This is a genomic window from Hymenobacter psychrotolerans DSM 18569 (assembly GCF_900142395.1).
Taxonomy (GTDB): Bacteria; Bacteroidota; Bacteroidia; order Cytophagales; family Hymenobacteraceae; genus Hymenobacter; species Hymenobacter psychrotolerans.
The window spans coordinates 84,624-108,175 of record NZ_FRAS01000014.1; the positions used below are offsets into that span (position 1 = coordinate 84,624).

The 23,552-nt window shown below is 59.9% G+C and carries 21 protein-coding genes; 12 read left to right on the plus strand and 9 right to left on the minus strand.

Features of this window, described 5'->3' with window-relative positions:
• The first annotated feature begins 4 nt into the window (after nt 1–4).
• Complete coding sequence (gene ytxJ / locus BUE15_RS13535; protein ID WP_073285968.1) at nt 5–346, plus strand: bacillithiol system redox-active protein YtxJ; 342 nt, start codon at nt 5–7, stop codon at nt 344–346.
• A 71-nt stretch (nt 347–417) separates the two neighbouring features.
• Here ytxJ and BUE15_RS13540 read toward each other — a convergent pair whose 3' ends face one another.
• The gene (locus BUE15_RS13540) at nt 418–825 is read right to left on the minus strand and encodes an OsmC family protein (RefSeq protein WP_073285971.1); all 408 of its coding nucleotides are present in this window, start codon (nt 823–825) and stop codon (nt 418–420) included.
• Nucleotides 826–952: 127 nt separating this feature from the next.
• Between BUE15_RS13540 and BUE15_RS13545 the strand changes: the two genes are divergently transcribed.
• Entirely contained in the window at nt 953–1,738 is a 786-nt protein-coding gene (locus tag BUE15_RS13545; protein WP_139252289.1) for a hypothetical protein, read from the plus strand.
• 156 nt (nt 1,739–1,894) lie between these two features.
• Entirely contained in the window at nt 1,895–2,788 is an 894-nt protein-coding gene (gene lipA / locus BUE15_RS13550; protein ID WP_073286082.1) for a lipoyl synthase, read from the plus strand.
• Nucleotides 2,789–2,872: 84 nt separating this feature from the next.
• Here lipA and BUE15_RS13555 read toward each other — a convergent pair whose 3' ends face one another.
• Complete coding sequence (locus BUE15_RS13555; protein WP_073285974.1) at nt 2,873–3,478, minus strand: DUF4136 domain-containing protein; 606 nt, start codon at nt 3,476–3,478, stop codon at nt 2,873–2,875.
• A 209-nt stretch (nt 3,479–3,687) separates the two neighbouring features.
• On the opposite strand from BUE15_RS13555, the gene BUE15_RS13560 reads away from it, so the two are divergent.
• Nucleotides 3,688–3,990, plus strand: coding sequence for a hypothetical protein (locus BUE15_RS13560; protein WP_139252290.1), 303 nt, complete (start codon nt 3,688–3,690; stop codon nt 3,988–3,990).
• Nucleotides 3,991–4,072: 82 nt separating this feature from the next.
• Here BUE15_RS13560 and gcvP read toward each other — a convergent pair whose 3' ends face one another.
• Nucleotides 4,073–6,988, minus strand: a complete 2,916-nt coding sequence (gene gcvP / locus BUE15_RS13565) for an aminomethyl-transferring glycine dehydrogenase (RefSeq protein WP_073285980.1) — start codon at nt 6,986–6,988, stop codon at nt 4,073–4,075.
• A 203-nt stretch (nt 6,989–7,191) separates the two neighbouring features.
• On the opposite strand from gcvP, the gene BUE15_RS13570 reads away from it, so the two are divergent.
• Nucleotides 7,192–8,406, plus strand: a complete 1,215-nt coding sequence (locus BUE15_RS13570) for an NAD(P)-dependent oxidoreductase (protein WP_073285983.1) — start codon at nt 7,192–7,194, stop codon at nt 8,404–8,406.
• Nucleotides 8,407–8,504: 98 nt separating this feature from the next.
• Here BUE15_RS13570 and BUE15_RS13575 read toward each other — a convergent pair whose 3' ends face one another.
• The 3 genes from BUE15_RS13575 to BUE15_RS13585 all read right to left on the minus strand — a co-directional run bounded on the left by BUE15_RS13575 (nt 8,505) and on the right by BUE15_RS13585 (nt 10,354).
• Nucleotides 8,505–9,332, minus strand: a complete 828-nt coding sequence (locus BUE15_RS13575) for a DUF1206 domain-containing protein (RefSeq protein ID WP_073285986.1) — start codon at nt 9,330–9,332, stop codon at nt 8,505–8,507.
• Between the two features lie 69 nt (nt 9,333–9,401).
• Entirely contained in the window at nt 9,402–9,986 is a 585-nt protein-coding gene (locus BUE15_RS13580; RefSeq protein ID WP_139252291.1) for a DNA-binding protein, read from the minus strand.
• 149 nt (nt 9,987–10,135) lie between these two features.
• Nucleotides 10,136–10,354 (minus strand): CsbD family protein, encoded by a 219-nt coding sequence (locus BUE15_RS13585; protein ID WP_073285991.1) that lies wholly within the window; start codon nt 10,352–10,354, stop codon nt 10,136–10,138.
• Between the two features lie 220 nt (nt 10,355–10,574).
• On the opposite strand from BUE15_RS13585, the gene BUE15_RS13590 reads away from it, so the two are divergent.
• From BUE15_RS13590 to BUE15_RS13600, 3 genes are all read left to right on the plus strand, one after another.
• Nucleotides 10,575–12,140 carry a hypothetical protein gene (locus BUE15_RS13590; RefSeq protein WP_073285994.1) on the plus strand — a complete coding sequence of 522 codons (1,566 nt, stop codon included), beginning with the start codon at nt 10,575–10,577 and terminating at the stop codon, nt 12,138–12,140.
• Between the two features lie 40 nt (nt 12,141–12,180).
• The gene (locus BUE15_RS13595) at nt 12,181–12,582 is read left to right on the plus strand and encodes a hypothetical protein (protein ID WP_073285996.1); all 402 of its coding nucleotides are present in this window, start codon (nt 12,181–12,183) and stop codon (nt 12,580–12,582) included.
• Nucleotides 12,583–12,758: 176 nt separating this feature from the next.
• On the plus strand, nt 12,759–13,778 hold the full coding sequence (locus tag BUE15_RS13600; protein WP_084549045.1) for a hypothetical protein: 1,020 nt from the start codon (nt 12,759–12,761) through the stop codon (nt 13,776–13,778).
• Between the two features lie 27 nt (nt 13,779–13,805).
• Here the strand turns inward: BUE15_RS13600 and BUE15_RS13605 are convergent, their stop codons facing one another.
• Complete coding sequence (locus BUE15_RS13605; protein ID WP_139252292.1) at nt 13,806–14,333, minus strand: RlpA-like double-psi beta-barrel domain-containing protein; 528 nt, start codon at nt 14,331–14,333, stop codon at nt 13,806–13,808.
• Between the two features lie 448 nt (nt 14,334–14,781).
• Between BUE15_RS13605 and BUE15_RS13610 the strand changes: the two genes are divergently transcribed.
• The 3 genes from BUE15_RS13610 to odhB all read left to right on the plus strand — a co-directional run bounded on the left by BUE15_RS13610 (nt 14,782) and on the right by odhB (nt 20,867).
• The gene (locus BUE15_RS13610; RefSeq protein ID WP_084549047.1) at nt 14,782–15,960 is read left to right on the plus strand and encodes an SMP-30/gluconolactonase/LRE family protein; all 1,179 of its coding nucleotides are present in this window, start codon (nt 14,782–14,784) and stop codon (nt 15,958–15,960) included.
• A gap of 290 nt (nt 15,961–16,250) precedes the next feature.
• Nucleotides 16,251–19,100: a 2-oxoglutarate dehydrogenase E1 component gene (locus BUE15_RS13615; protein WP_073285999.1), complete on the plus strand. Its 2,850-nt coding sequence runs from the start codon at nt 16,251–16,253 to the stop codon at nt 19,098–19,100.
• Between the two features lie 114 nt (nt 19,101–19,214).
• Nucleotides 19,215–20,867 (plus strand): 2-oxoglutarate dehydrogenase complex dihydrolipoyllysine-residue succinyltransferase, encoded by a 1,653-nt coding sequence (odhB, locus tag BUE15_RS13620; RefSeq protein ID WP_073286002.1) that lies wholly within the window; start codon nt 19,215–19,217, stop codon nt 20,865–20,867.
• A gap of 99 nt (nt 20,868–20,966) precedes the next feature.
• On the opposite strand, the gene BUE15_RS13625 is transcribed toward odhB, so the two are convergent.
• Both BUE15_RS13625 and BUE15_RS13630 read right to left on the minus strand, forming a co-directional pair.
• Nucleotides 20,967–21,356 carry a group III truncated hemoglobin gene (locus BUE15_RS13625; RefSeq protein WP_073286004.1) on the minus strand — a complete coding sequence of 130 codons (390 nt, stop codon included), beginning with the start codon at nt 21,354–21,356 and terminating at the stop codon, nt 20,967–20,969.
• A gap of 149 nt (nt 21,357–21,505) precedes the next feature.
• Entirely contained in the window at nt 21,506–22,429 is a 924-nt protein-coding gene (locus BUE15_RS13630; protein ID WP_073286007.1) for an EamA family transporter, read from the minus strand.
• A 569-nt stretch (nt 22,430–22,998) separates the two neighbouring features.
• Between BUE15_RS13630 and BUE15_RS13635 the strand changes: the two genes are divergently transcribed.
• Nucleotides 22,999–23,499 (plus strand): Crp/Fnr family transcriptional regulator, encoded by a 501-nt coding sequence (locus BUE15_RS13635; RefSeq protein WP_262987463.1) that lies wholly within the window; start codon nt 22,999–23,001, stop codon nt 23,497–23,499.
• The last annotated feature ends 53 nt before the right edge of the window (nt 23,500–23,552 follow it).

Consider the following 23,552-nt stretch of genomic DNA (forward strand, 5'->3'; position numbering starts at 1 on the left):
CCTTATGACTCCCTGGCTCCCCCTCACCGAATCCGACCAGCTCCTGGACATCGTCCGCGAGTCGCAGGAACGGCCGGTCATCATCTTCAAGCATAGCACTTCCTGCTCCATCAGCGCCGCTGCCAAAGGCAAGCTGGAGCGCCAGTGGCCCGATGCCGGCCTGGAAGAGGCCAAGTTCTACTACCTGGATTTGCTGCGCTACCGGCCTATCTCCAACGAAATAGCCCAGAAGTTCGGGGTGCAGCACGAGTCGCCGCAGCTGCTGCTCATTCAGGACGGAGAGTGCCGCTACGACGCTTCCCACATGGGCATCCGGCTCAGCGACGTGAAACAAGCCGTGAAGTAGCCGGTTACAAACTGAAAAAGAACGCCCTGCAGCTGCAGGGCGTTCTTTTTCAGTTTCTTTAGGTGGCTGGATTACCCCACGTAGTCGAACTGAACCTCCTGCCGGATTTCCGGGTTGAGGCTAAGAGCTACCGGGCAGGTGCGGGCGGCGTTTTCGAGCAGAGTGCGCTCCTTTTCGGTGAGCGAGGCCGGCATCCGGAACTGCACGTCAATTTGCCGGATGCGGCGCGGCTCGGCGGCCATGTGTTTGGTTACGTCGAAGCTCACGCCCGTCAGATCGAGGCTGTGGCGGTCGGCCACAATGCCCATAATGGTCATCATGCAGGAGCCCAGCGCGGCGCTTACCAGATCAGTAGGCGAAAACGCTTCGCCCCGGCCGTGGTTATCCACAGGAGCATCGGTCAGGATGGTGTTGCCGGAGGCTACGTGCGTAGCTTCAGTGCGAAGTTGGCCGGCGTACCGGATGGTGGCAGTGCTCATAGTTGAAACAGGTAGAAAGTAAGCTCGCAACAAAATGATGCCCGCAAATTTACGTACTTTCGATAGGCTACCTGCCGGGCAATCCGGCCAGTTCGTTATTCCCTCCGCCCTAGCCCCTTCGCGTCCCGTGCGACACTTCTTCTCCCTCGCTGGCCTGCTGGCATTGCTGAGCCCGCTGGCCGCACAGGCGCAAAGCGCCGGCAGCGCCCCCAACGATGACCCTTCGTACCGCAAGGAGTTCGTGTACGGCCTCAATTTCAATACGCGGGGCGGGCTGATTGGCGGTGTCTCGGTGCGCTCATCCAAGGTGCTCAACGAGAAATGGTCACGGTACTGGAGCATTGAGGGCGTGGAAGTGAAGCACCCCAAGGAGCGGCGCCTGCCCAGCTACAACGGTAGCTCGTTCGTGCGCGACAAAGCCAACTACATGTTTGTGCTGCGGCCCACCTTCGGAGCGCAGCGTGTGATTTTCCGCAAGGCTCCCGAGTCGGGCGTGCAGATCAACGGCTTGTTCGGAGCCGGGCCGTCCATTGGCCTGCTGATGCCCTACTATGTCTACTACGACTACACCCCGCGCGACTCCAACTACAACGCTCTGGGCCCCGAGGACATCCGCAGCGAAGCCTACGACCCACAGAAGCACTCTAATCTGAACCTGATTTTTGATCGGGCGCCGCTGTTTTCGGGTATCAACGAGCTGAAACCCCGCGTGGGTGCGCACGTGCGGGGCGCGCTCAGCTTCGAGTACGGCCGCTACCGCGACGCGGTGGCCGGCATCGAAACAGGCTTTCTGCTGGAGCTCTACACCAAACGGCCCATCATCATCCGCTCCCTCAACGTCGACGAAAATTCTATCAATAACCGTTTCTATCCTTCCGTTTACCTCACCGTTTACTTAGGATCGAGAAGCTGATTTGGTGGCGCCGAGCGTCTGAAGCGCAGAAGTGAGACTTGGTTGGCCCGGCCCGTGGTGGCAGCGCCGAACAAAGTCTCATTTTTTGTGTCTCAACAGCAGGCACGCCGCCCGCATTCCTACTTACCCCTTACCTTTGTTAGCATGGAAGATTTGCTGCTGACTTTGCCCATCATACAGCCCGAACCCGCCGCGCCCGCCAAGGCGCGCAAGCCAGACTGGCTGCGGGTGAAACTGCCGGTGGGCCCCGAATACGCCGCCGTCCGCCGCCTCGTGGACGAGCATAAGCTGCACACCATTTGTGAAAGCGGCAACTGCCCGAACATGGGCGAGTGCTGGGGTGCCGGCACCGCTACGTTCATGATTCTGGGCAACATCTGCACCCGTTCCTGCTCGTTCTGCGCTGTGGCTACCGGCCGCCCCACCGAGTATGACCTCGACGAGCCCCGCCGCGTGGCCGAAGCCATTCAGCTGATGGGCGTGAAGCACGCCGTGCTCACCTCTGTAAACCGCGACGAGCTGAAGGACCGGGGCGCCAGCGTGTGGTACGAAACCGTAGTGCAAACCAAGCGCCTCTCGCCCGAAACCACCATCGAAACGCTGATTCCGGATGTGAAAGCCAACTGGGAAGCGCTGGACACCATGATTGCCGGTGGCCAGGAAGTGGTGTCGCACAACATGGAAACCGTGGGCAGCCTCTACCGCCTCGTGCGCCCGCAGGCCAAGTACGACCGTAGCCTGGAGCAGATCCGGCGCACGAAGCAGGCCGGCAAGCGCACCAAGTCCGGCATCATGCTGGGCCTGGGCGAAACCAAAGAGGAGATGTATCAGGCTATGGACGACCTGGTGGCTAACGGCCTCGACATTCTGACACTGGGCCAGTACCTGCAGCCCACCAAGCGCCACGTAGAAGTAGCCGAGTTCATCCACCCCGACCTGTTTGCGCACTACCGCGAAGAGGGCCTGGCCCGCGGCCTGAAGTACGTAGAAAGTGGCCCGCTGGTGCGCAGCTCCTACCACGCCGAGCGCCACGTAAACGTCCCGATTTAGCAGCGCGGCACATCGAATATCCATAAAAAAAGCCCCTTCCGGACGGAAGGGGCTTTTTTTATGTGCCTTGCGGCCGGACCGCAGTTAGCGGCGCACGTTTTCGGCTTGTGGCGGGAAAGTGCCCAGAATGCTGTTGACGATGCGGTACACCTCGGTTTCCGAAATGGTCTGCTTATCGACTTGGGCCTGGCCCTGGCCGCGCCACGCCAGTTCCTTCCGATTAGCATCCACGAAGTCGATGATGACGGTACCGGCTTTGTAGTTCGTGATGTAGCCGCTGTTATAGAGCCCACCATAGCCGTAGCGGTAGCCGTACGGATAGCCATAGGGGCCGTAGCCGCCATAGCTGGCCTGCTGCTTGTCCTCTACCTTGGCCGAGTACGCTACGTACAAGTCAGGCGACTTTTCGGTGTAGGTGAGGCCTTTGGCGGTCATCTCGCGCTCTACAGCCGTGCGGATACGCTTGTCCAGGAACGACTGATAGCCCTGCGCCGGCCCGCCTTCGGTGTCGTTGGGCTGGGTCGGAAACCAGGACCAGGTTTTATAGGTCCGGAAATTAACGGAATGGTCGAAGTCGGAGGTGACGCCGACCCGGGAAGAACTGGCGCAGCTGCTCACGCCGAGCAGCAGGGCCGCGCTCAGTGTGAGCAGCGTGGCAGAGCGCCCAAAGAAACGAGTGAAACGAGTCATAAGTAGAAAACGAAAGGAAGAAATAAGGCATTTGCGAAAGCCAACTGTAAGACTACGCAAAGCATTTTAGTTTGTATTATCTCAACATCGGGCTTTGGGCCATCGTTCCACCAAATCTAGCCACAGCCATAAGGGGAAAGAAAATTATTCAAGTTGATTTTCAATTGACTTAGGAATATATCTATCTTCCGAGACAATAACCCTTTGCTATGAACAGAACTCTACTCTCCCTTTTCAGCCTGATGAGTTTCACCGTTGCCGCGTGTACTACCGCCAAGGATGACACCGGCGGCGCGCGCGCAGCCCGTACGCCTGTGGCCTACAACACTGTTGTTGAGTGTATTCTCTACGACGGCATGAAAAAAGACTCGCCCCAGATTCTGGCCCTGACCTCCGGCACCGAAGTGCAGGTGACGGACACTGTAGACTACTACTTCATGAAAGCCCGCGTGACCAAGGACGGCCAGACCTACGATGGGTATGTGCAGCGCCAGTGCTTCGGCAGCAACTAATACTCGCAGCCTGCTACTTCACACAAAAGCCCCCGCAACTCTCGCTGCGGGGGCTTTTGCTTGGAATAAGGGAGCCTGGATGCTAGTAAGAAGGGCCCTTGTCGGTTTCTACCAGCTTCTCCTCGGCATCGGCATACTGCTCGATGGGCGTGCAGGCGCAGATCAGGTTCCGGTCGCCGTAGGCGGAGTCGATGCGCGATACGGCGGGCCAGAACTTGTAGGCGCGAGCGTACTCGGTGGGGTACACGGCCTGCTCGCGGGTGTAAGGGCGGGTCCAGTCGTGTACCAGCACGGTGGCGGCGGTGTGGGGCGCGTGCTTGAGCACGTTTTCCTTAGCGTCGGCGCGGCCGGCTTCTACCTCCGCAATTTCCTTCCGGATGCTGATCATGGCCTCAATGAAGCGGTCCAGCTCTTCCTTGCTCTCCGACTCGGTGGGCTCAATCATGAGCGTGCCGGCTACCGGGAACGATACGGTGGGAGCATGGAAGCCGTAGTCCATCAGGCGCTTGGCAATGTCTTCTACCTCAATGCCGGCCTTTTTGAAGTGGCGGCATTCCAGAATCATTTCGTGGGCGCAGCGGCCGTTGGCACCCGTGTACAGCACCGGATAGTGCTCTTCCAGGCGGGCTTTGATGTAGTTGGCGTTCAGGATAGCCGTTTGGGTGGCCGCCAGCAACCCTTCACCGCCCATCATGTTGATGTAGGCATAGCTGATGGGCAGAATGCTGGCCGAACCCCACGGGGCCGACGTAACGGCGCCGCCCGTGCGGCCATCGGCATCCACTAATACATGGCCGGATAGGTAAGGCGCCAGGTCGGCTACTACGCCAATGGGGCCTACGCCGGGTCCGCCGCCGCCGTGCGGAATGCAGAACGTCTTGTGCAGGTTCAGGTGGCACACGTCGGCCCCGATGGTGGCGGGCGAGGTGAGGCCCACCTGGGCGTTCATGTTGGCCCCATCCATGTACACGCGGCCGCCGTGCTGATGAATGGTCGCGCAGATGTCGATGATGGTTTCCTCGTACACGCCGTGCGTGCTCGGGTAGGTCACCATCAGGCAGCTCAGCTTGTCGGCGTATTGCGCGGCTTTAGCCTTCAGGTCCTCTACATCGATATTGCCTTCTTCGGTGCTTTTCACCACCACTACCTGCATGCCGGCCATTACGGCCGAAGCGGGGTTGGTGCCGTGAGCCGAAGCCGGAATCAGGGCCACGTTGCGATGCTGGTCGCCGCGGGCATCGTGGTAGCCTTTGATGGCCAGCAGACCGGCGTATTCGCCCTGAGCGCCGGAGTTGGGCTGCAGGCTCACGGCGTCGAAGCCCGTCACCTCACACAGCCACTTCTCCAGGTCCTGGAAGATTTCGGTGTAGCCGGCCGCCTGCTCACGCGGCGCAAACGGATGCAGACCGCCAATTTCCGGCCACGTCACCGGAATCATTTCGGCGGTGGCGTTCAGCTTCATGGTGCACGAGCCGAGCGAAATCATGGAATGCGCCAGGCTCAGGTCCTTGTTTTCGAGCTGCTTCATGTAGCGCAGCATCTCGTGCTCGGAGTGGTGCGAGTTGAAGATGGGGTGCGTCAGGTACTCGCTTTTGCGGATCAGGGCATCAGCCCAGTTCACCGACACCTCCTCCGGCAGCTCCACCGAAGGCGCGTCTTTGCCCAGCACCTTGCTGAACACGGCCACAATGTCGCGCACGTCCTCAATTTCGGTGTTCTGGTGGAGCGAGATGCCCACCTGGCTTTCGCCGAAATAGCGGAAGTTGATACCGGCCGCTTCGGCCTCTTGCTTGATGGCCTGCTGTAGCTCGGCGCTTTCCAGCTGAAGGTTCAGCGTATCGAAGTAGAACTCGTTGGTCTGCTCCAGCCCGAGGCCGGTGAGGGCACCGCTCAGCGTTTGGGTGAGGGCGTGAATGTTGCTGGCAAACTGCCGGATGCGCTGCGGGCCGTGGTATACGGCATACATGCCGGCCAGCACGCTCAGCAGCACCTGCGCGGTGCAGATGTTGGAGGTGGCTTTTTCGCGGCGGATGTGCTGCTCGCGGGTCTGCAGGGCCATGCGGTAGGCCTTGTTGCCAGCAGCATCAATGCTCTGCCCGATGATGCGGCCCGGAATTACGCGCTTGAACGCGTCTTTGGTGGCCAGGAAGCCGGCGTGCGGGCCGCCATAGCCCATGGGCACCCCAAAGCGCTGCGAGTTGCCCACCACGGCATCGGCACCCATTTCGCCGGGAGGCGTGAGCAGCGCCAGCGACATGAGGTCGGCAGCCACGGTCACGAACAGGTTGTTGTCGTGGGCCTGCGAGATGAAGTCGGTGTAGTCGTACACGGCACCGTCGGCGGCCGGATACTGCAGAATGGCGCCGAACAGCCTTTCGTCGGTGAGGTCGGCGGTGCGGTGGTCCCCGATTACCAGCTCAATGCCGAGAGGCGTGGCGCGGGTGCGCAGCACGTCGATGGTCTGGGGCAGCACCTGCTCCGACACGAAGTAGCGCGTGGCGTTCTTCTTCTTGCTGAGCGAGTAAAACATGTGCAGCGTTTCGGCGGCGGCAGTGCCTTCGTCGAGCAGGCTGGCGTTGGCAATTTCGAGGCCCGTCAGGTCAATTACCATCGTCTGGTAGTTGATGAGGGCTTCGAGGCGGCCCTGCGCAATTTCGGCCTGGTAGGGCGTGTAGGCCGTGTACCAGCCCGGATTTTCCAGAATGTTGCGCTGGATGACGGCCGGCAGCTGGGTGTCGTGGTAGCCCAGGCCGATGTAGTTTTTGAAGAGCTTGTTCTTGCCGGCAATGCCTTTGAACTTCGCCAAAAAAGCCCGCTCCGTGAGGGCAGCGGGCAGGTTCAGCGGCTTTTTGAGGCGGATGGCGGCCGGCACGGTTTCGTCGATGAGCTGGTCAATCGACTCCACACCGATGGTGCGCAGCATGTCGGCCACGGCCGCAGTATCGGGGCCATTGTGACGGTCCACGAATACATCGGCGGGCTTGGGGTGAAGCAACATAAAAGCAGGAGTGAAGGTGGCAACAGAGCAGGCCCTTGGCGGAACCCTTACAAAGGTAGCGCGAAATGGCTTCATGCTTAAGCCTGCAAACTGTCAAAAGTTTAGCGTGGTTCCGGCGTGGCGGGGCCGGCAAGCCGGGAAGGCTGCCAGCTTAATTATTTTGCTCAGCTTTAAGGCCGAATTCCATCCAACTCCGTCCCTGCATGCGTCCTATTACCATTGGCCTGATTCGCGAAGGCAAAACTCCCCCCGATAAACGCGTCCCGCTCACCCCCAAAAAGTGCGCCGAAGCCGAGGCCCGCTTCCCCGGCCTGAAAATAGTAGCGCAGGAAAGCCCCATCCGCTGCTTCTCCGACCAGGAATACCGCGACCTGGGCCTGGAAGTGCGCCCCGATGTGGCCGACTGCGACATTCTGATGGGCGTGAAGGAAGTGCCCGTCGCACAGCTGATTGCCAACAAAACCTACCTGTTTTTCTCGCATACCGTGAAAAAACAGCCCGCCAACCGGGAGCTGCTGCGGCAGGTGCTGCAGAAGAATATCACGCTCATCGACTACGAGATGCTCACCAACGAAAACGGGGAGCGGATTGTGGCTTTCGGGCGCTGGGCCGGTATTGTGGGCGCCTACAACGGCCTGCTGACGTACGGCCGCAAGCACCGCCTTTTCGAGCTGAAGCCCGCCTACCAGTGCGTGGACATGGAGGATATGCAGGAAGAGTTTTTCAAGGTAAAGAAGCTGCCGCCCATCAAAATTGCGGTTACGGGCTCGGGCCGCGTGGCGCAGGGCGCCGTGGAGGTGCTCGACCTGATGGGCATCCGGCGCGTGAGCGTGTACGACTACCTGTACCTGGACTTCAACGAGCCGGTGTACGCGCAGCTGCGCAGCTCCGACTACAACCGCCGCCGCGACGGCCGCGTGTGGGATACGCCCGATTTTCACCGCAATCCGCAGGAGTATGAGTCTACGTTCGGCAATTTCCTGCCCGTAACCAACCTGCTGATTGCCTGCGCTTACTGGCACCCGTCTGCGCCGCGCCTGTTCACGGAAGAAGACACCTGCCGGGCCCACTTTCGCATCGATACCATTGCCGACGTTACCTGCGACGTGGACGGCTCTATCCCGACTACCAAGCGCAGCAGCAGTATTGCGGAGCCGGCCTTCGACTACAATTGCCAGACGGGCGAGCTGGAGCCGGCCTACTCGCGCCCCGGCAACATCACCGTCATGGCCGTAGACAACCTGCCCTGTGAGCTGCCGCGCAATGCCAGCCGGGACTTCGGGCGGCAGCTCATCGACAATGTGCTGCCGCACCTGGTGCACGAGGGCAGCGACGAGGTGATAGAGCGCGCCACCATTGCCCGCAACGGCCAGCTCACCGCCCGGTACCAGTATCTGGCCGATTACGTAGCCGACTGATCCGGCATTGCTATTGGCTCACTGCATGTAAAAACCCGTTAGCCGGCTCCTGGAGCCGGATAACGGGTTTTTTAAGGTATGCGGACGTTGGGGGCTTCTCAGATACGGAGCACGGGGTAGCGCGCCTGCACCAGCATATAGAGCCCGTAGGCCATCAGGCCCAGAGCCACGATACCCAGCACGGCGGGGCCCATGCTGGCCAGTAGGTCGAAGGCCTCGTCGGTGGTGCCGACTTCGGAAGCGCGTGACTGGCGGCCCGCCTGCACAAAGAAGTAGCCAATGATGCCCATGACGATGCCACGGGCCGTGTAGCCAACCTGGCCGGTGCGGTACACAATGTTCTGCTGACTGGCTGGCAGGCCGCTGGCGTTTACGTGCTTATGGAATTTGCCGGAATACGCCCGATAGATCTGGTAGATGCCGCCCCCGATGATGAACACGCCCACAATCATGATAATCCATTCGCCACCGGGCCAGCCCAATACTTTAGCCGTAAGCGTCTGCTGCCCGTTGGAGCCGCCATCTGCCGAGCCGCTCCAGGCCAGCTGGGCCGCAAACCAGGCCAGGCTGGCATACAGCAAGCCGCTGCCGGCATAGCCTAAGCGGCGGCCCAGGCCTTTGGCGTCGGAGCCTTTGTCTTCAGTATCTACTACCGCCTGCGTAAAACGCCAGACAATGTAGCCCAGCAGCCCGAAGGCAATCAGCCCGAGCAGCACAGAGCCGCCGGGTAGGCCCTGCAACGTCTGTACGGCCTGCTTTTTGTCGGCCGTTTGCCCACCTTGCTGGCCGGTGGCTGCCAGCAGGGCCAGCAGGCCCAGCAATACGTATACTACGCCTTTGGCGGCAAATCCGAAGCGGGCCAGCGTTCTGATGCCGGAGGAGGGGGAGGAGGGAAGTGCTGAAATCAGGTTGTTGGTTGCGGACATGGCGTAGAGCGTGCAGTGAACTACTGGGCGTCTACGCAAAAACCGGCGCCGTGGCTGCCATACCGCCCCTTAGTGCCGCGCCGAAGGCGGCCTGCCCTGGCGGCCCAGCATGCCCATTGGCACCCAGGGGTGGGCTCCGCGTTTCAGCAGCAGGCGGTTCTGGGGAATGTTGAGCGTGTAAACCGGCTTGCCTTTCGCAATAGGATGAGCCAGCAGCGCGTCCAGGTTGCCGCCTGGCTGCAGATAAGGAATAAAAAACTCATCGGCGAGGTCGGCGATGAGCAGGTTGCGGATGTCGGCAGTTTCGGCGGTAATGGTGCGCACCGCCGCTTCAAACGGCGACAGAAACAGCAGGCTCCCGGCCGTAATTTCCGGTCCGTATTCCAGGCGCACGTTGGTTTGCAGGCCGCGGCCCAGCACGTAGATGATGGGCTGCCGGCTGCCCTGCAGCAGATAGCGGAAGATGCTTTGCTCCAGCCGCGAGTGAAAGCCCGACATAATGCAGCGCTGCATATAGCGCTGCTCCAGCGCCCACAGGCAGGCCAGCCGCTCAACTTCTGGTGGGGACTCCCGCGAGCAGAAAAAAGCAGTTTTGCGCTGCTGCAGCAAGCTCAGGTTGCCTAATGAGCGAAGTTCCTCCGGTGCAATTCGCATAAGATCAAGCAAGGCATTGCGCCTTTTTGAAAGATAGTAAATTTGTTTTAATTAATATAAATATTCTTAACGCGGCAGATTTTGGAAAAAGCAAAAGCGCCCCAGCTATAGCTAGCCGGGACGCTTTGCCTATAGGAGCCAACGGACTGCTAGAAAGTGCGTTGGAACCAGTTTTTGATGTCGTCAATGGTTTCGCCGGTTTTGTGCTGCAGGCGGCCGAACCACTCATCCTGTTTGCCTTCTTCGTAGTGCAGGTCGTCGTCGGTCAGGTTGCCCCATTTCTGCTTGGCCTGGCCCTTGATTTCGTTCCAGTTGCCGCGGGCCCGCAGTTCCGTGCTGTCGTTGATGCCGTTGTTATTAGCGTCCATGTTGGTAGTACGTTAAGTGAGGAATGATGGGAAACTATACGCCCGATTATAGCTGAGGTTCAGGGAAGCCCGAATTTTGCGCCCTGCCGTTTCGGCCTTTCCGCTAACCCCGCCGGAATAGTTGGTTGCTGCGGCAAAACATGCGTCCTTTAAGTGAGAAAATGCAGGCTGCCAGCGGCCTGCTGCTTATACCGCCTATTGCTGTTGCCTTATTCCCGTCATGGACGACCTGCGTACTACCCTGGCCACTTTCTCTCCCGACGACCGGAAGGAGTTTGTTCAATTCATTCAGCGCCAGAAGCGGAAAACCAAAGGCCGGATGGATGTGCAGCTGTGCGAGCTGCTGCTGCACACCCGCGAATACACGACGCCGCAGCTGCTCCGCAAGCTCTATCCTGAAGAGCCCAACCCAGTGGCGTACTATGCGCTGCGTAAGCGGCTGCTGCGCCACATCACCGACTACCTGCTCCTGCGCCAGCACCAGCAGGACCCTACGGCCGCTTCTTCGGTGCGTGGGCTGCTCACGCTGGCGCAGTATCTGTTTGAGGCCGGCGTGCCCCGGCTGGCCTGGTCGATGCTGCACAAAGCAGAAAAGCTCGCCCGCAACAACGAGCAGTATGAGCTGTTGAACACGGTCTATAACCTGCAGATTGCGCAGGCCGGCAGCGAATATGCCGACGAGCTGGAAGACATAATCCGGCGGCGCCACCTCAACAAGAAAGCCGCCGATGAAGAGGAACGGGCCGGTATTGCCGACAGCCTGATCCGGCAGCGGCTGCGGCAGGCCCGCGTGAAAGGGCGCGCCGGCGAGGCCTTCGATGGGATTTTGCAGGAAGTGCTGCGCGAATACGACCTGCAGGAGGCTTTTGCCCGCCGGCCTTCGGTGCTCTACCGCCTCATGTCCATTGCCCGCAGCGCCATGCTCGTGCGCCGCGACTTCGTGTCGTTTGCGCCGTTTGTGCAGCGCTGCTACCACCTTATGGAGAAGCGCCACGGCTTTCTGCCGGCTCACCGCTACTATCAGCTGGGCCTGCTGTACATGGTGGCGCACGCGCAGTATCGCACGCGCCGCTTCCAGGAGTCGGTGCAGTATCTGGGGCAGCTGCGGGCGCTGCTGGCCGAAACCTCTGCGCAGGGCTACCACAACGAATGGCTGCCGCGCTATACCTTTCTGCTGGCCGCCAACTATGCCTTTCTGCGCCGCAACTCGGAAAGCATTCAGCTGCTGGAGCAGGTGCTGCAGCAAAGCAGCGCCGTGCTTTCCACCCGCGACCAACTGACGGCGCGCCTGGGCCTGGCCTTCCACTATTTTGCCGAGGGGCAGTTTGCCAAAACCAATCAGACGCTCATCAGCATCGGCCGCTCCGACCACTGGTGCGAGCAGGAAATGGGCCTGGAGTGGATGCTGAACAAGAATATGGGCGAAATGCTGGTGCAGTTCGAGCTGGGCAACCCCGACCTGGCCCTCAACCGGCTGCGCGCCATCGAGCGGGTGCTACGGGAGCGGTTTCCGGCGGAGGACGGGGGCTACGCGGCCATTCTCGGCTACCTCAGCCTGGTGCGCGAGATAATGGAAGATCCGGCGGCGGCCCGGAGCCCGGAATTTGCGAAGCGCCTGAGCCAGCTGCCGGCCTTTGCGCCGCTGGAGCAGGAAGACCTGCAGGCGCTGAGCTTCTATGGCTGGGTCCACGCCCGCACGAAAGGCCGGCCCTACTACGAAGTGCTGCTGGAGCTGGCGGGCGGTGCGCCTCCGGCCGGGGCGCTCAACTTTTCCGGCACTGCCTGAGTATAGAGAAGCACCTTCTTTCGCTTACAACTCTTGCTCTATGGATTCCACGGCCTCCACTCCCCAGACCCCCCCAACCCCCACCGTTCCGCTCAGCGTAACCGACCAGCAGAATACGGCGCTGCTCGAAGATACGCTCACGCTGCTCAACGCCGGCATTCCCGATAGTCCTGATGGCCACGGCCTGAACGAAATTGAGCGGTGGCAGGAAGTGCTGCGTGCTACCGAGCGTACCGGCCTGGCCAAAATCATTCAGGAGCTGAATACGCTGCAGGAGCAGCTTACGGCCTCCGATACCAAGCCCCATGCCCTGGCCGAAACCCTGGCCACCCTGGGAGCCGAAACCACCAAAGTAGCCGACGAAGTCAGCGACGATTACTCGGGGCCGCTCACCCAACTCGGGAAGCTGCTCATCAAAATGGGGTCTTCTCTGTCGCGCTAGCCGCGCCCGAACGCAACACAGCCGCCCCCGGCAACTGGTCATTTCTGACCGGCTGCCGGGGGCGGCTGTGTTGTAAGAGGTTGATGGAAAGAAGTATACTGGCAAGTCAGCACGGGCGCTGCGGAAACCTGCAAAACTGCGGGTTACTTTTGCACTTCTTCGCGGTTTGCCTAGCTATGTCAGATTTCTCTTCTTCCTCCGTGCCCGACCTCACCCTCTACGACCCGTTTGGCGGCATGCGCTTCGGGCCGCAGCATTGCTTTCTGTGCGGCACGTCCATCACGCCTCACCTCGATTCGGTGCCCGTATTCGCGGACTGGCTGATGACGCGCTACCACCTGCACGAGCGGCAGATAAAGCTGCTCGATATGAGCATCGTGGCGTATAAGGATCTGCGCATTGCCTGCTGCTCTACCTGCCGCAGTCAGCACGTAGAGCCGCTCGAGAAGCAGGTAGCAGCCACCGCCGCACAAGGGCTGGCCGGCTGGCGCACACTCGATGAGAAAACGCTGTTTCTGTGGCTGGGCAAGATGTTCTACGGCGTACTCGTCACGGAGCTGCTCAACGAACTGAACCCGCTGGCGCGGCCTCAGTATCCGCTGGCCGAAAATGCCCAGATGCTCCGCCGCTTTCAGGCGTTCTTCCAGACCTTCCAGGCTTTGCGGGTGCCTATCGAGTTCGACGATTTTGTGCCGGCCTCGGTGTTTGTGCTGGAAGCTGCCCCGGCGCAGGACGATATTGCCTTCGAATACGACGACGACCTGACCACCCTCGTGTTCAGCATCAAGCTAAACGAAACCGTGCTGACTACCTGCCTGGTAGATAATGGCATTATCCGGCAGGCGATGCGCCGCGTGTATGAGGATGCCCAGCGCCCCCTGCATCCGGCGCAGATTGCCGAATTCAAGGCGCGGGTGTACTACGCTGCGTATTTGCTGAACGTGGTGCCCGACTATTACGCGCGCACCGTTCATCCCGGCGACGACCATCTGGTCTACGACTCGGTTATCGATGACGTAACCGGCGACATTTTCAATCCATGGGAAAACAGCGCCTACGGCCAATCGTTGCTGGAAATGTGGAAGCGTTGGCAGATTCCGACCGAGGAAATCATGCGCGACCCGCAGCAGCCACTCAGCCTGCTCTACGATGCAGAAGGGCAGCCCCAGGAGCTGGAGCACTATCCGGCGGAATAAGCGAAAGGGGGAAGCAGATAGGCGGGCTTAGCTGGCCTGCCAGGAAGGCTCAAACTGAAACTTGGTCAGCTTGATATTAGTCCAGCGGCCTTCGAGGCCGCTTTTGCACTCTTTTTCGTTCACCAGCACGTCCACGCAGTGGCGGTGGCGACGATTCATGGTGTCGTGGATGATGTAGACGCCATCCAATGCGTCAGAAATACCGCTCACCCGGACTTTGTCGCCGTAGTTGAACGGGCCGCCCCACCGGGACAGCAGGTCGCGGGATACCGCGAGCCAGCGGGTTTTGCTGGAATGACGCTCCGGGATGATGGAACCGTCGGCGGTTTCCATGGGAGCTTCATCGGTCTGGTCCACTTCGGGCCAGTAGGTAGTAGCCGTAACGGTATAAGCTAGCGTTTTGGGCGGCAGAATACGCTTTATAGGCGTCACCGGTACCACTAAGGAAACCGGACGGGGGCTGATGCTGGCAACAGTGGAGGGCAGAGCAAGAGCCGAAACAGGGAAGGTGCGGGGGGGGAAGAGGAAGGTCAGTAGGAATAGCGCAATGGACATGACATTTGGGTTCGTGGACTCTCACTTTCGTCCGGAGAGGTTGGACTGCCGGCCCGACTCGGCTATGGGAAGCGCGCCATCTACATTAGCAGAAGAAAAACGGCTTATGTGTTATGATAAGCGGCATATTCAACCGCAAACATGCAAGGTTAGGCGTGTAAAGGAGGATAAATATAGATAATTGTTATAATAATTTGCACTTACAAAACGATGTCATTTTGAAGGGTACAAAGATACACTAAATTTTTGAACCGTTCAGAAACGGCAATGCTAATGAAATTGGCAGTTGGTCTGACTAAGTCCGGCAATAGTGCCGCCCAATACGCGCAGCTGCCGCCTAAGGTTGTGGAGCCTGTACCAACCTGTCCTGCTCAGCGACGTATGCAGGAGCGAGCCACCGTCAGGGTGTGGCTGTAACCTCCTGAACTTCGCAATCCTTCGCGTCACTATGCAAATTTCATCTGTACTAAAGCCCTGGACAGCTGGTGCTGGCTTGTGCCTGCTTGCGGCCTGTTCGTCGCCTTCTACACCGGCTGCCACTGAGGCAGGCTCCGGCTCTGCCGCCGATACTACCGCCGCTGCGCCAGCGGCCCCCGCCAACTCGCCGTTGCAGGTGGTGGCTCAGTTCCGGGAGCCGCAGATGGTGGGGGTGGCCGTGCTTCCCGATGGCCGCATCTTCGCGGACTTTCCCCGCTGGGACAACAATCCGGTGACCCCAGTGGCGGAGGTGCTGCCCGACGGCTCCGTGAAGCCCTACCCTGATGCCAACTGGTGCGCCTGGAACGAAACTACCCGCCAGGAGCCGCAGAAGCACTGGATCTGCCCGCAAAGCGTGCACGCCGATAACACCGGTATGCTGTGGGTGCTCGACCCGGCTTCTCCCGGTATAAAAGGCACAGTGCCCGGCGGGCCTAAGCTGGTCAAGATTGACCCCGCCACCAATAAGGTGACACAGAATATCAGTATCCCGGACAATGTAGCGCCCCGCAAGTCCTACCTCAACGATGTGCGCATTGATACGCAGAACCGCTACGCCTACATCACGGAGTCGGGAGTGGGCAGCCTGGTAGTGGTAGACCTCAGTTCGGGAAAGGCGCGCCGGCTGCTGGCCGGGCATAGCTCTATGATGGGTGACACCACGCTGAACATCAAGGCGGACGGCAAGGAACTGATTGACGCCAGCGGCAAGCGGGCCCGTTTCAATGCGGACGGTATTGCGCTGAGCCGGGATATGCAGTACCTGTACTGGAAGCCGCTGACCAGCTACAAGCTCTTCCGCATCAAGACGGAAGCTCTGCGCAACCCGGCTCTCACCGATGCCCAGCTCGCGCAGCAGATCGAGGACCTGGGTAACGTGCCGGCGTCTGACGGAATGGAAATAGACGCGGCGAACAACGTATACCTGACGGCTTTCGAGGACCATTCCATCAAGCGGCGCACTCCGGCCGGCAAGATTGAAACTGTAGTGCAGGACCCTCGTCTGGAGTGGCCCGATACGTTTGCCTTCTCCGGCGACGGCAAAACGCTGTACGTGACCACTTCAGCCATCCACAAAACGCCTACCTGGAACAAAGGCTTGGGCAAGCAGGACCAGCCCTACTACATCTTCAAGATGGCATTGAAGTAGCACCGCAGGTAGTAGCGCGAACTTTGCAGCTCGCGTCCCCGCGCCGTAACAACGGTAGTCGTTCGGGGGCGCGAACTGCAAAGTTCGCGCTACTGCTTTGCCGAAAGCCGTTCCCGCACAATGGAAGCGGCTTTTGTATTTATTTGATAGATTGGACATCGGTACCTGTGTAAGAAACGCATGATGAATTATATGATTGATTAACAGGTTTATTTGTACATGCGCATATCAGTTTTTACTTCCTGATCAGGCTATTTACCTTTACCCCTGACATCACCAGCTCCCACCGCATGGACGCCAATTCTTATATCGCCAACGCTCACGGCGAATACCTCGACAACCTGTACCAGTCTTACAAAGCTGACCCACAGTCGGTGGATGCAAGCTGGCAGAAATTCTTTGAAGGCTTTGATTTCGCGCAGCAGTACCCGGAAGATGGTGCCGCTCAGGCCGATGGCGAAGGTGTGCTGACCACGCCCGCCAGCACCAACCAGGCCGGCGCCGTCCGGGCCGTGGATACGGTAGCGGCCGACAAGGAAACGCAGGTGCGCAACCTCATTCACGCCTACCGCAGCCGCGGCCACCTGATAGCCAAGACCAACCCGGTGCGTGAGCGGAAGGACCGTAAGGCCCGCCTCAACATTGCCGATTTCGGCCTGAGAGACGCCGACCTCGATACCAAGTTCAAGAACGGCGAAGTGCTGGGCCTGGGCTCGGAAGCCACGCTGCGCGAGATTGTGGCCGCTTTGCAGAAGGTGTACACCCGCACCATCGGCTTCGAGTACATGTACATCCGCGACCCGCAGGTGCTGGACTGGTTTCGCGAAAAGGTGGAGAAGGACTCGCTGAGCTTCAACCCCAGCATCGACTACAAAAAGCGCATTCTCAGCAAGCTGAATGAGGCGGTTGTTTTCGAAAACTTCCTGCATACTAAGTTTCTGGGCCAGAAGCGCTTCTCGCTGGAAGGCGGCGAAACCACCATCCCGGCCCTCGACGCTATTATTAATAAGTCGGCTGAGCTGGGGGTGAAGGAAGTGATGATTGGTATGGCCCACCGCGGGCGTCTGAACGTGCTGGCCAACATCATGGGCAAAACCTACGAGCAGATCTTCTCGGAATTCGAGGGCACTGCCGTACCGGACCTGACCATGGGCGACGGCGACGTGAAGTACCACATGGGCTACTCGTCGGAAGTGGAAACCAGCGGCGGCCAGAAGGTGAACCTGAAGCTGGCCCCCAACCCCTCCCACCTGGAGGCGGTGAACCCGGTGGTGGAAGGCTTCGTGCGTGCCAAGATTGAGCACCAGTACGGCGGCGACTACCACCAGATTCTGCCCATCCTCATCCACGGCGACGCGGCGCTGGCCGGTCAGGGCATCGGCTACGAGGTAACGCAGATGTCGCAGCTGGAAGGCTACAAGACGGGCGGCACCATCCACTTCGTGATTAACAACCAGGTAGGTTTTACCACCGATTTCGAGGACGCCCGTTCTTCCATCTACAGCACCGACCTCGCCAAAATCATCGACGCGCCGGTGCTGCACGTGAACGGCGACGACCCCGAGGCCGTGGTGTTTGCTGTGCGCCTTGCCACCGAGTACCGCCAGCAGTTCCACGCCGATATCTTCATTGATATGGTGTGCTACCGTCGCCACGGCCACAACGAGTCGGACGAGCCCAAGTTCACGCAGCCCACGCTCTACAACCTCATCAGCAAGCACCAGAACCCGCGCGAGGTGTACAACGCCATGCTGGTACAGCGCGGCGACGTGGACGCGCAGCTGGCCCAGCAGATGGACAAGGAGTTCCGCGACACCCTGCAGGCCCGCCTGGACATGGTGAAGCAGAAGCCGCTGCCCTACAACTACCAGGCCCTCGAAAACGAGTGGCGCAGCCTGCGCCGCAGCCGCCCCGAGGACTTCGACAAGTCGCCGGAAACGGGCATTAGCGAGGAAGTGGTGGCCAAAGTAGGCAAGGCCCTGACCACGCTGCCCGAAGGTTTCCGCCCCCTGAAGCAGATTGAGAAACTCATCGAGGAGCGCAAAAAGATGTTCTTCGAAACGCGCGTGCTGAACTGGGCCGCCGGCGAGCTGCTGGCCTACGGTTCGCTGCTGGATGAGAAGCACATTGTGCGCGTGAGCGGCCAGGACGTGCAGCGCGGCACGTTCTCGCACCGCCACGCCGTACTGCACGATGCCGAAACCTCGGCCCCGTACAACTCGCTCAACTACATCGGCGAAGGCCAGGAGAAGCTGAGCATCTACAACTCGCTGCTGAGCGAGTACGCGGTGCTGGGCTTTGAATTCGGCTACGCCATGGCCAACCCTACGGCCCTGGTGATTTGGGAAGCCCAGTTCGGCGACTTCGCCAACGGTGCCCAGACCATGATTGACCAGTTCATCGTATCGTCGGAAAGCAAGTGGCAGCGCATGAACGGCGTGGTGCTGCAGCTGCCCCACGGCTATGAAGGCCAGGGCCCGGAGCACTCCAACGCCCGCCCCGAGCGGTTCCTGCAGCTGGCCGCCGAAAACAACATCATCGTGGCCAACATGACTACGCCGGCAAACTTCTTCCACGCGCTGCGCCGCCAGCTGACCTGGGAGTTCCGCAAGCCGTTGGTGGTAATGTCACCGAAGTCGATGCTGCGCCACCCGCTGTGCGTGTCGCCGGTGGAGGAGTTCACCTCCGGCCACTTCCGCGAGGTGCTCGGCGACGTGTACGCCGATGCCAAGAAGGTGAAGCGCGTGCTGCTGTGCTCGGGCAAAGTGTACTTCGATTTGCTGGACGAGCAGCAGCAGTCGGGCCGCACCGACGTGGCTATTGTGCGCCTGGAGCAGCTGCACCCCTTCCCCAAAAAGCAGCTCGATGCCGAGCTGGCCAAGTACCCCAAAGCCAAGGTGTACTGGGTGCAGGAAGAGCCCGAGAACATGGGCTACTGGAACTACCTGCTGCGCTTCATGCGCCGCGAGCTGGAAGACGTGATTTCGCGCAAGCCCTCGGCCTCGCCGGCTACCGGCTACAACAAGGTGCACGTGAAGGAGCAGAAGGACCTCGTGGCCCGCGCCTTCGACAAGCCCAAGGAAGCCGTGGCCGACGACAACATCAAAGCCACCGCCGAAGTAGCCAAGAAGCAGGACTAGCCTTTAGGTAGCTGTTAGCTAATGGCTGTTGGCTATTAGCTTCACGCAACGAAAAGCTAACAGCCAGTAGCCAGTAGCCATCAGCTTAAGAACCACCCTTCAAAACTCCCACTTATGGGTCTGGAAATTAAAATCCCCGCCGTTGGCGAGTCCATCACCGAAGTAACCATTGCCAAGTGGCTCAAAGCCGACGGTGACACCGTGAAGCGCGACGAGATTCTGGCCGAGCTGGAATCCGACAAAGCCACGTTTGAGCTGCCCGCCGAGGCCGACGGCGTGCTGAAAATCCGCGTTGCCGAGGGTGAAACCATCGGCATCGGCACCACCATCGCCGAAATCGACGGTGCAGGTGCGCCGGCCGCTGCTGCTCCTGCCGCCAGCTCCCCCGCCGCTCCCGCTGCCGATCCGGTAAGCCAGGGCGAGCAGAACCCCACCGCCAGCGACCAGGCCGGCTACGGCGGTCAGCCCGCCGGTGGTGCCGCCGCTCCGGCTGCGGCCCCCGCCAGCAACGGCGGCGGTGCTACCGTGGAAATGACGATTCCGGCCGTGGGCGAATCCATCACGGAAGTAACCGTGGCCAAGTGGCTGAAGGAAGACGGCGCCCAGGTGCAGCGCGACGAAATTATTGCCGAGCTGGAATCAGACAAGGCCACGTTTGAGCTGCCCGCCGAAGGCACCGGCACGCTACGCCATGCCGCCAAGGAAGGCGAAACCATCGGCATCGGTGCTACCATTGCCCGTATCGAAGGCGGCAGCGGTGCCGCCGCTCCGGCTGCGGCTCCCGCCGCTGCTCCGGCTGCTGCCCAGGCGGCTCCGGCCGCTGCTGCTCCGGCTGCTTCGGCAACCACCAGCTACGCTACCGGCACGCCTTCGCCGGCCGCCGGCAAAATCCTTGGTGAGAAAGGCATCAACCCCGCCAACGTGCAGGGCTCGGGCCGGGATGGTCGCATCACCAAAGAAGATGCCCAGAACGCCCAGGCCAAGCCTGCTGCTCCGGCTCCGGCCGCTGCTCCCGCTGCCGCCAAACCGGCTGCGGCACCCCAGGCAGCTCCGGCTGCCAGCGGCAACCGCAATGTGCGCCGTGAGCGGATGAGCAACCTGCGCAAGACTGTCGCCCGTCGCCTGGTGTCGGTAAAGAATGAAACGGCCATGCTTACCACCTTCAACGAGGTGAACATGCAGCCCATCATGGACCTACGCAACAAGTTCAAGGACAAGTTTAAGGAGAAGCACAGCGTGGGCCTCGGCTTCATGTCGTTCTTCACCAAGGCCGTGTGCGTGGCCCTGAAAGAATGGCCCGCCGTGAATGCCCAGATTGATGGCACCGACATCGTGTACAACGACTTCTGCGACATCAGCATTGCCGTATCGGCCCCCAAAGGGCTGGTGGTACCGGTAATACGCAACGCCGAGGAGCTGTCGTTTGATGGCATCGAGAAGGAAATCGTGCGCCTCGCCACGCTAGCCCGCGACAACAAGCTCACCATCGAGCAGATGACCGGCGGTACGTTCACCATCACCAACGGCGGCGTGTTCGGCTCCATGATGAGCACCCCGATCATCAACGCGCCGCAGTCGGCCATCCTGGGCATGCACAACATCGTGCAGCGCCCGATTGCCGAAAACGGCCAGGTGGTGATTCGCCCGATGATGTACCTCGCCCTGAGCTACGACCACCGCATCATCGACGGCCGCGAGTCGGTGTCGTTCCTGGTGCGTGTGAAGGAGCTGCTCGAAGACCCGACCCGTCTGCTGCTGGGCGTGTAATCGGAAAAAAGGACATAAAAAAGGCTCCCCGCACAATGCGGGGAGCCTTTTTTATGTCCGGGAATAGCGTCGCCCGGCAGGCTATGAGTTTATCGGAGATTAGTCTACGGGCAGCTCCCGGGCGCGCGATGCACTCAGGCGCGTAGCCAGCTGCCGGGCGACCTGCTTGGCCTGCTCGGCGCGCGAGCCGGTGAAATGCTCTTCCACAGTCGACGAAAACAAGTCCAGCCAATGCTCTACGTGGGCTCCGCTACGTGGCAGCGCCACCTGCTCGGGCAATGGTTCCCCTTCGGCAACACCCTGGCCCAGCAGCGTGCTGCTCCAGTAGCGGTACTGCGACGTGAGGTAGTGCGGCCAGTGAATACGGGCTGCAGCGCCAAAACTGGCACCCAACAGCGTGTCGTGCGTAGCCTTCTGACACAGGTTATCGACCAGGGTTTTGATGTCACCCTCGGTCTGGATGTCGTGGCGGGTAGCGGAAGAGTGCATAGTCGGGAAGTAGAAAGGGTGGGCTACCGATTACGCAGCGAATTTACGCAGGTTACAGTCAATTCGCTATTGCTGTATCACTTTTTTATTGATTTGTTTTACTATTCATTTAAAATGCCGCTTTAGGCTATAGGAACAGGCTTTATTATTCAGGAAGCATTCTTGCGGCGGCCGCCCAGCACTACCAGCGCCACCGCCACTACAATCAGGGCGGCTCCTCCCAGCATGCCGGCGTTCAGGGTTTCGCCTGCGAAAACCCAGCCCAGAAGCACCGCCACCACCGGATTCACGAAAGCATACGTGCCCGCCAGTGCTGGCTCTACCATCCGCAGCAGCCAGATATACGCCGAAAATGCTATAAACGAGCCGAATACCACGAGGTAGGCAAAGGCGCCCCACGCCGAAAGCGGGACTTTGCTTATCTGGAAAGTAGCCGCTTCGCCGTGCAGCAGGCCGGCCACCAGCAGAAAAGAGCCTCCGAAGAGCATTTGCATGCCCACGCCCAGAAAAGGCGAGCCACCAATCGGCTTCTGACGGGAATAAAGCGACCCTACCGACCACACCAGCGAGGCCAGCAATACGGCGGCCATTCCCAGTAGCGAATGGCCCGGCACCAGCACCGGCGCGGCGCTCCGGGTGCTCATCAGCAGGCCCAGGCCGCCCATGCCCAGAGTGAGCCCCAGTAATACCCAGGCGTTGGGGCGCGGGGTGAGGCCGGCCGCCCAACCCAGCAACGCCAGAAACATAGGTACGGTGGCCACCAGCAGCGCCGCCATTCCCGATGGAATGTATTGTTGCGCGAACGTAGTGCCGCCATTGCCAAACAGCGGCAAACACAGCCCCACCACGGCAGCTCGTTGCCAGTCCTGCCGCGTAGGGGCAGGGGTGCCGCTCAGCCGCAGCGTGCCATACAGCAAAGTGCCCGCCAGCAGAAAGCGCATGGCCGAAAGCAAAAACGGCGGCCAGACTTCCAGCGCTACCCGCGTAGCAAGATAAGTTGAGCCCCATATGAGGTAAAGAGCCAATAAGGCCAGCCCAACGAGAAAACGCGGAGCGGTAGAGGGTGCAGACATAGTGCGGCGAATACGTGCGCAAACCTACGGGCGTTTCCCGCAACGATTTTCACGCCCCCATAACCTGCTGGCACCGTCGGTAGGAATCTACTCTGAGGCCCCGTTTAGATCAATATAGGAAAGTTATATTTACTGTAACCCTTAAAGATGACGTATGGCTGAGCTATATTTTGTATTTTGTATAGTAAATATAATTTGTCTCAAAATGAGAGGATGGCTATGGGAGACTGTAATGACGTCTGGGTTGATTGTGTGATTGGCTAGATACGAATAAAATGTAAAATATAGGGAAGATAAGGTTTTGGTTTTTAGTATTTTTGCACGGTAATGAAATTTAGTTTAAAAGTAGTTTGTCTGGGAATACTATAATAACTGCCTGGCGCCTCAACTATTGCCCACTCACTGAACATCGACATCCATATGCGCATGGCTACCGTCCCGTTGTTGCTCCTGCAAGCTGCCAGAGCTGCCCTCACCTGAGCAAGTCGCTGATGGGCACGTGCCAGCTGAGTGAGCTGGCCCTGATTTCCGGCAGCAAAGTGTCGCAGCGCTACAAGCGGGGGTAGATTATTTTTCAGGAAGGGACCCGGCCCAGCGGTATGCACTGCGTTTTTGAGGGCCGCCTGAAAGTATCGAAGGTGAGCAGCGATGGCAAGGAGCAGATTCTGGCGCTGCGCAAGGAAGGCGACGCGCTGGGCTCCCAGGCCCTGGCAGATAGCGGCCACTACGCCTACTCGGCCGTAGCGCTCAGCGACTGTGTGGTGTGCATGGTGCCGCGCCCGGATTTCCACAGCCTACTGGAGCAGAATCCGCAGTTTTCGCACGCTATTCTGAAGCTGCTGGCGCAAACGCTGGGCGAAACGCAGAAACGGATGCTGCATACCGCCTATAAGCCCGTGCGCGAGCGGCTGGCCGAGGCGCTGCTGCTGCTCTACCGCTTCTTTCAGCCCGAAACTGCCAGCCGTCTGCTTTCCGAATTCCGCGACGAAGGGCTGGTGGCCACGCAGGGCAGCCGCATCATTGTACTCGACCTAAAAGGGCTGCAAAAAATATCGGCGCTGCACGCCTGAGCGCCTCTCCAGTACACGGGTGCTCAGCGTGAAAATGCCTCTGCGCTGCAGCC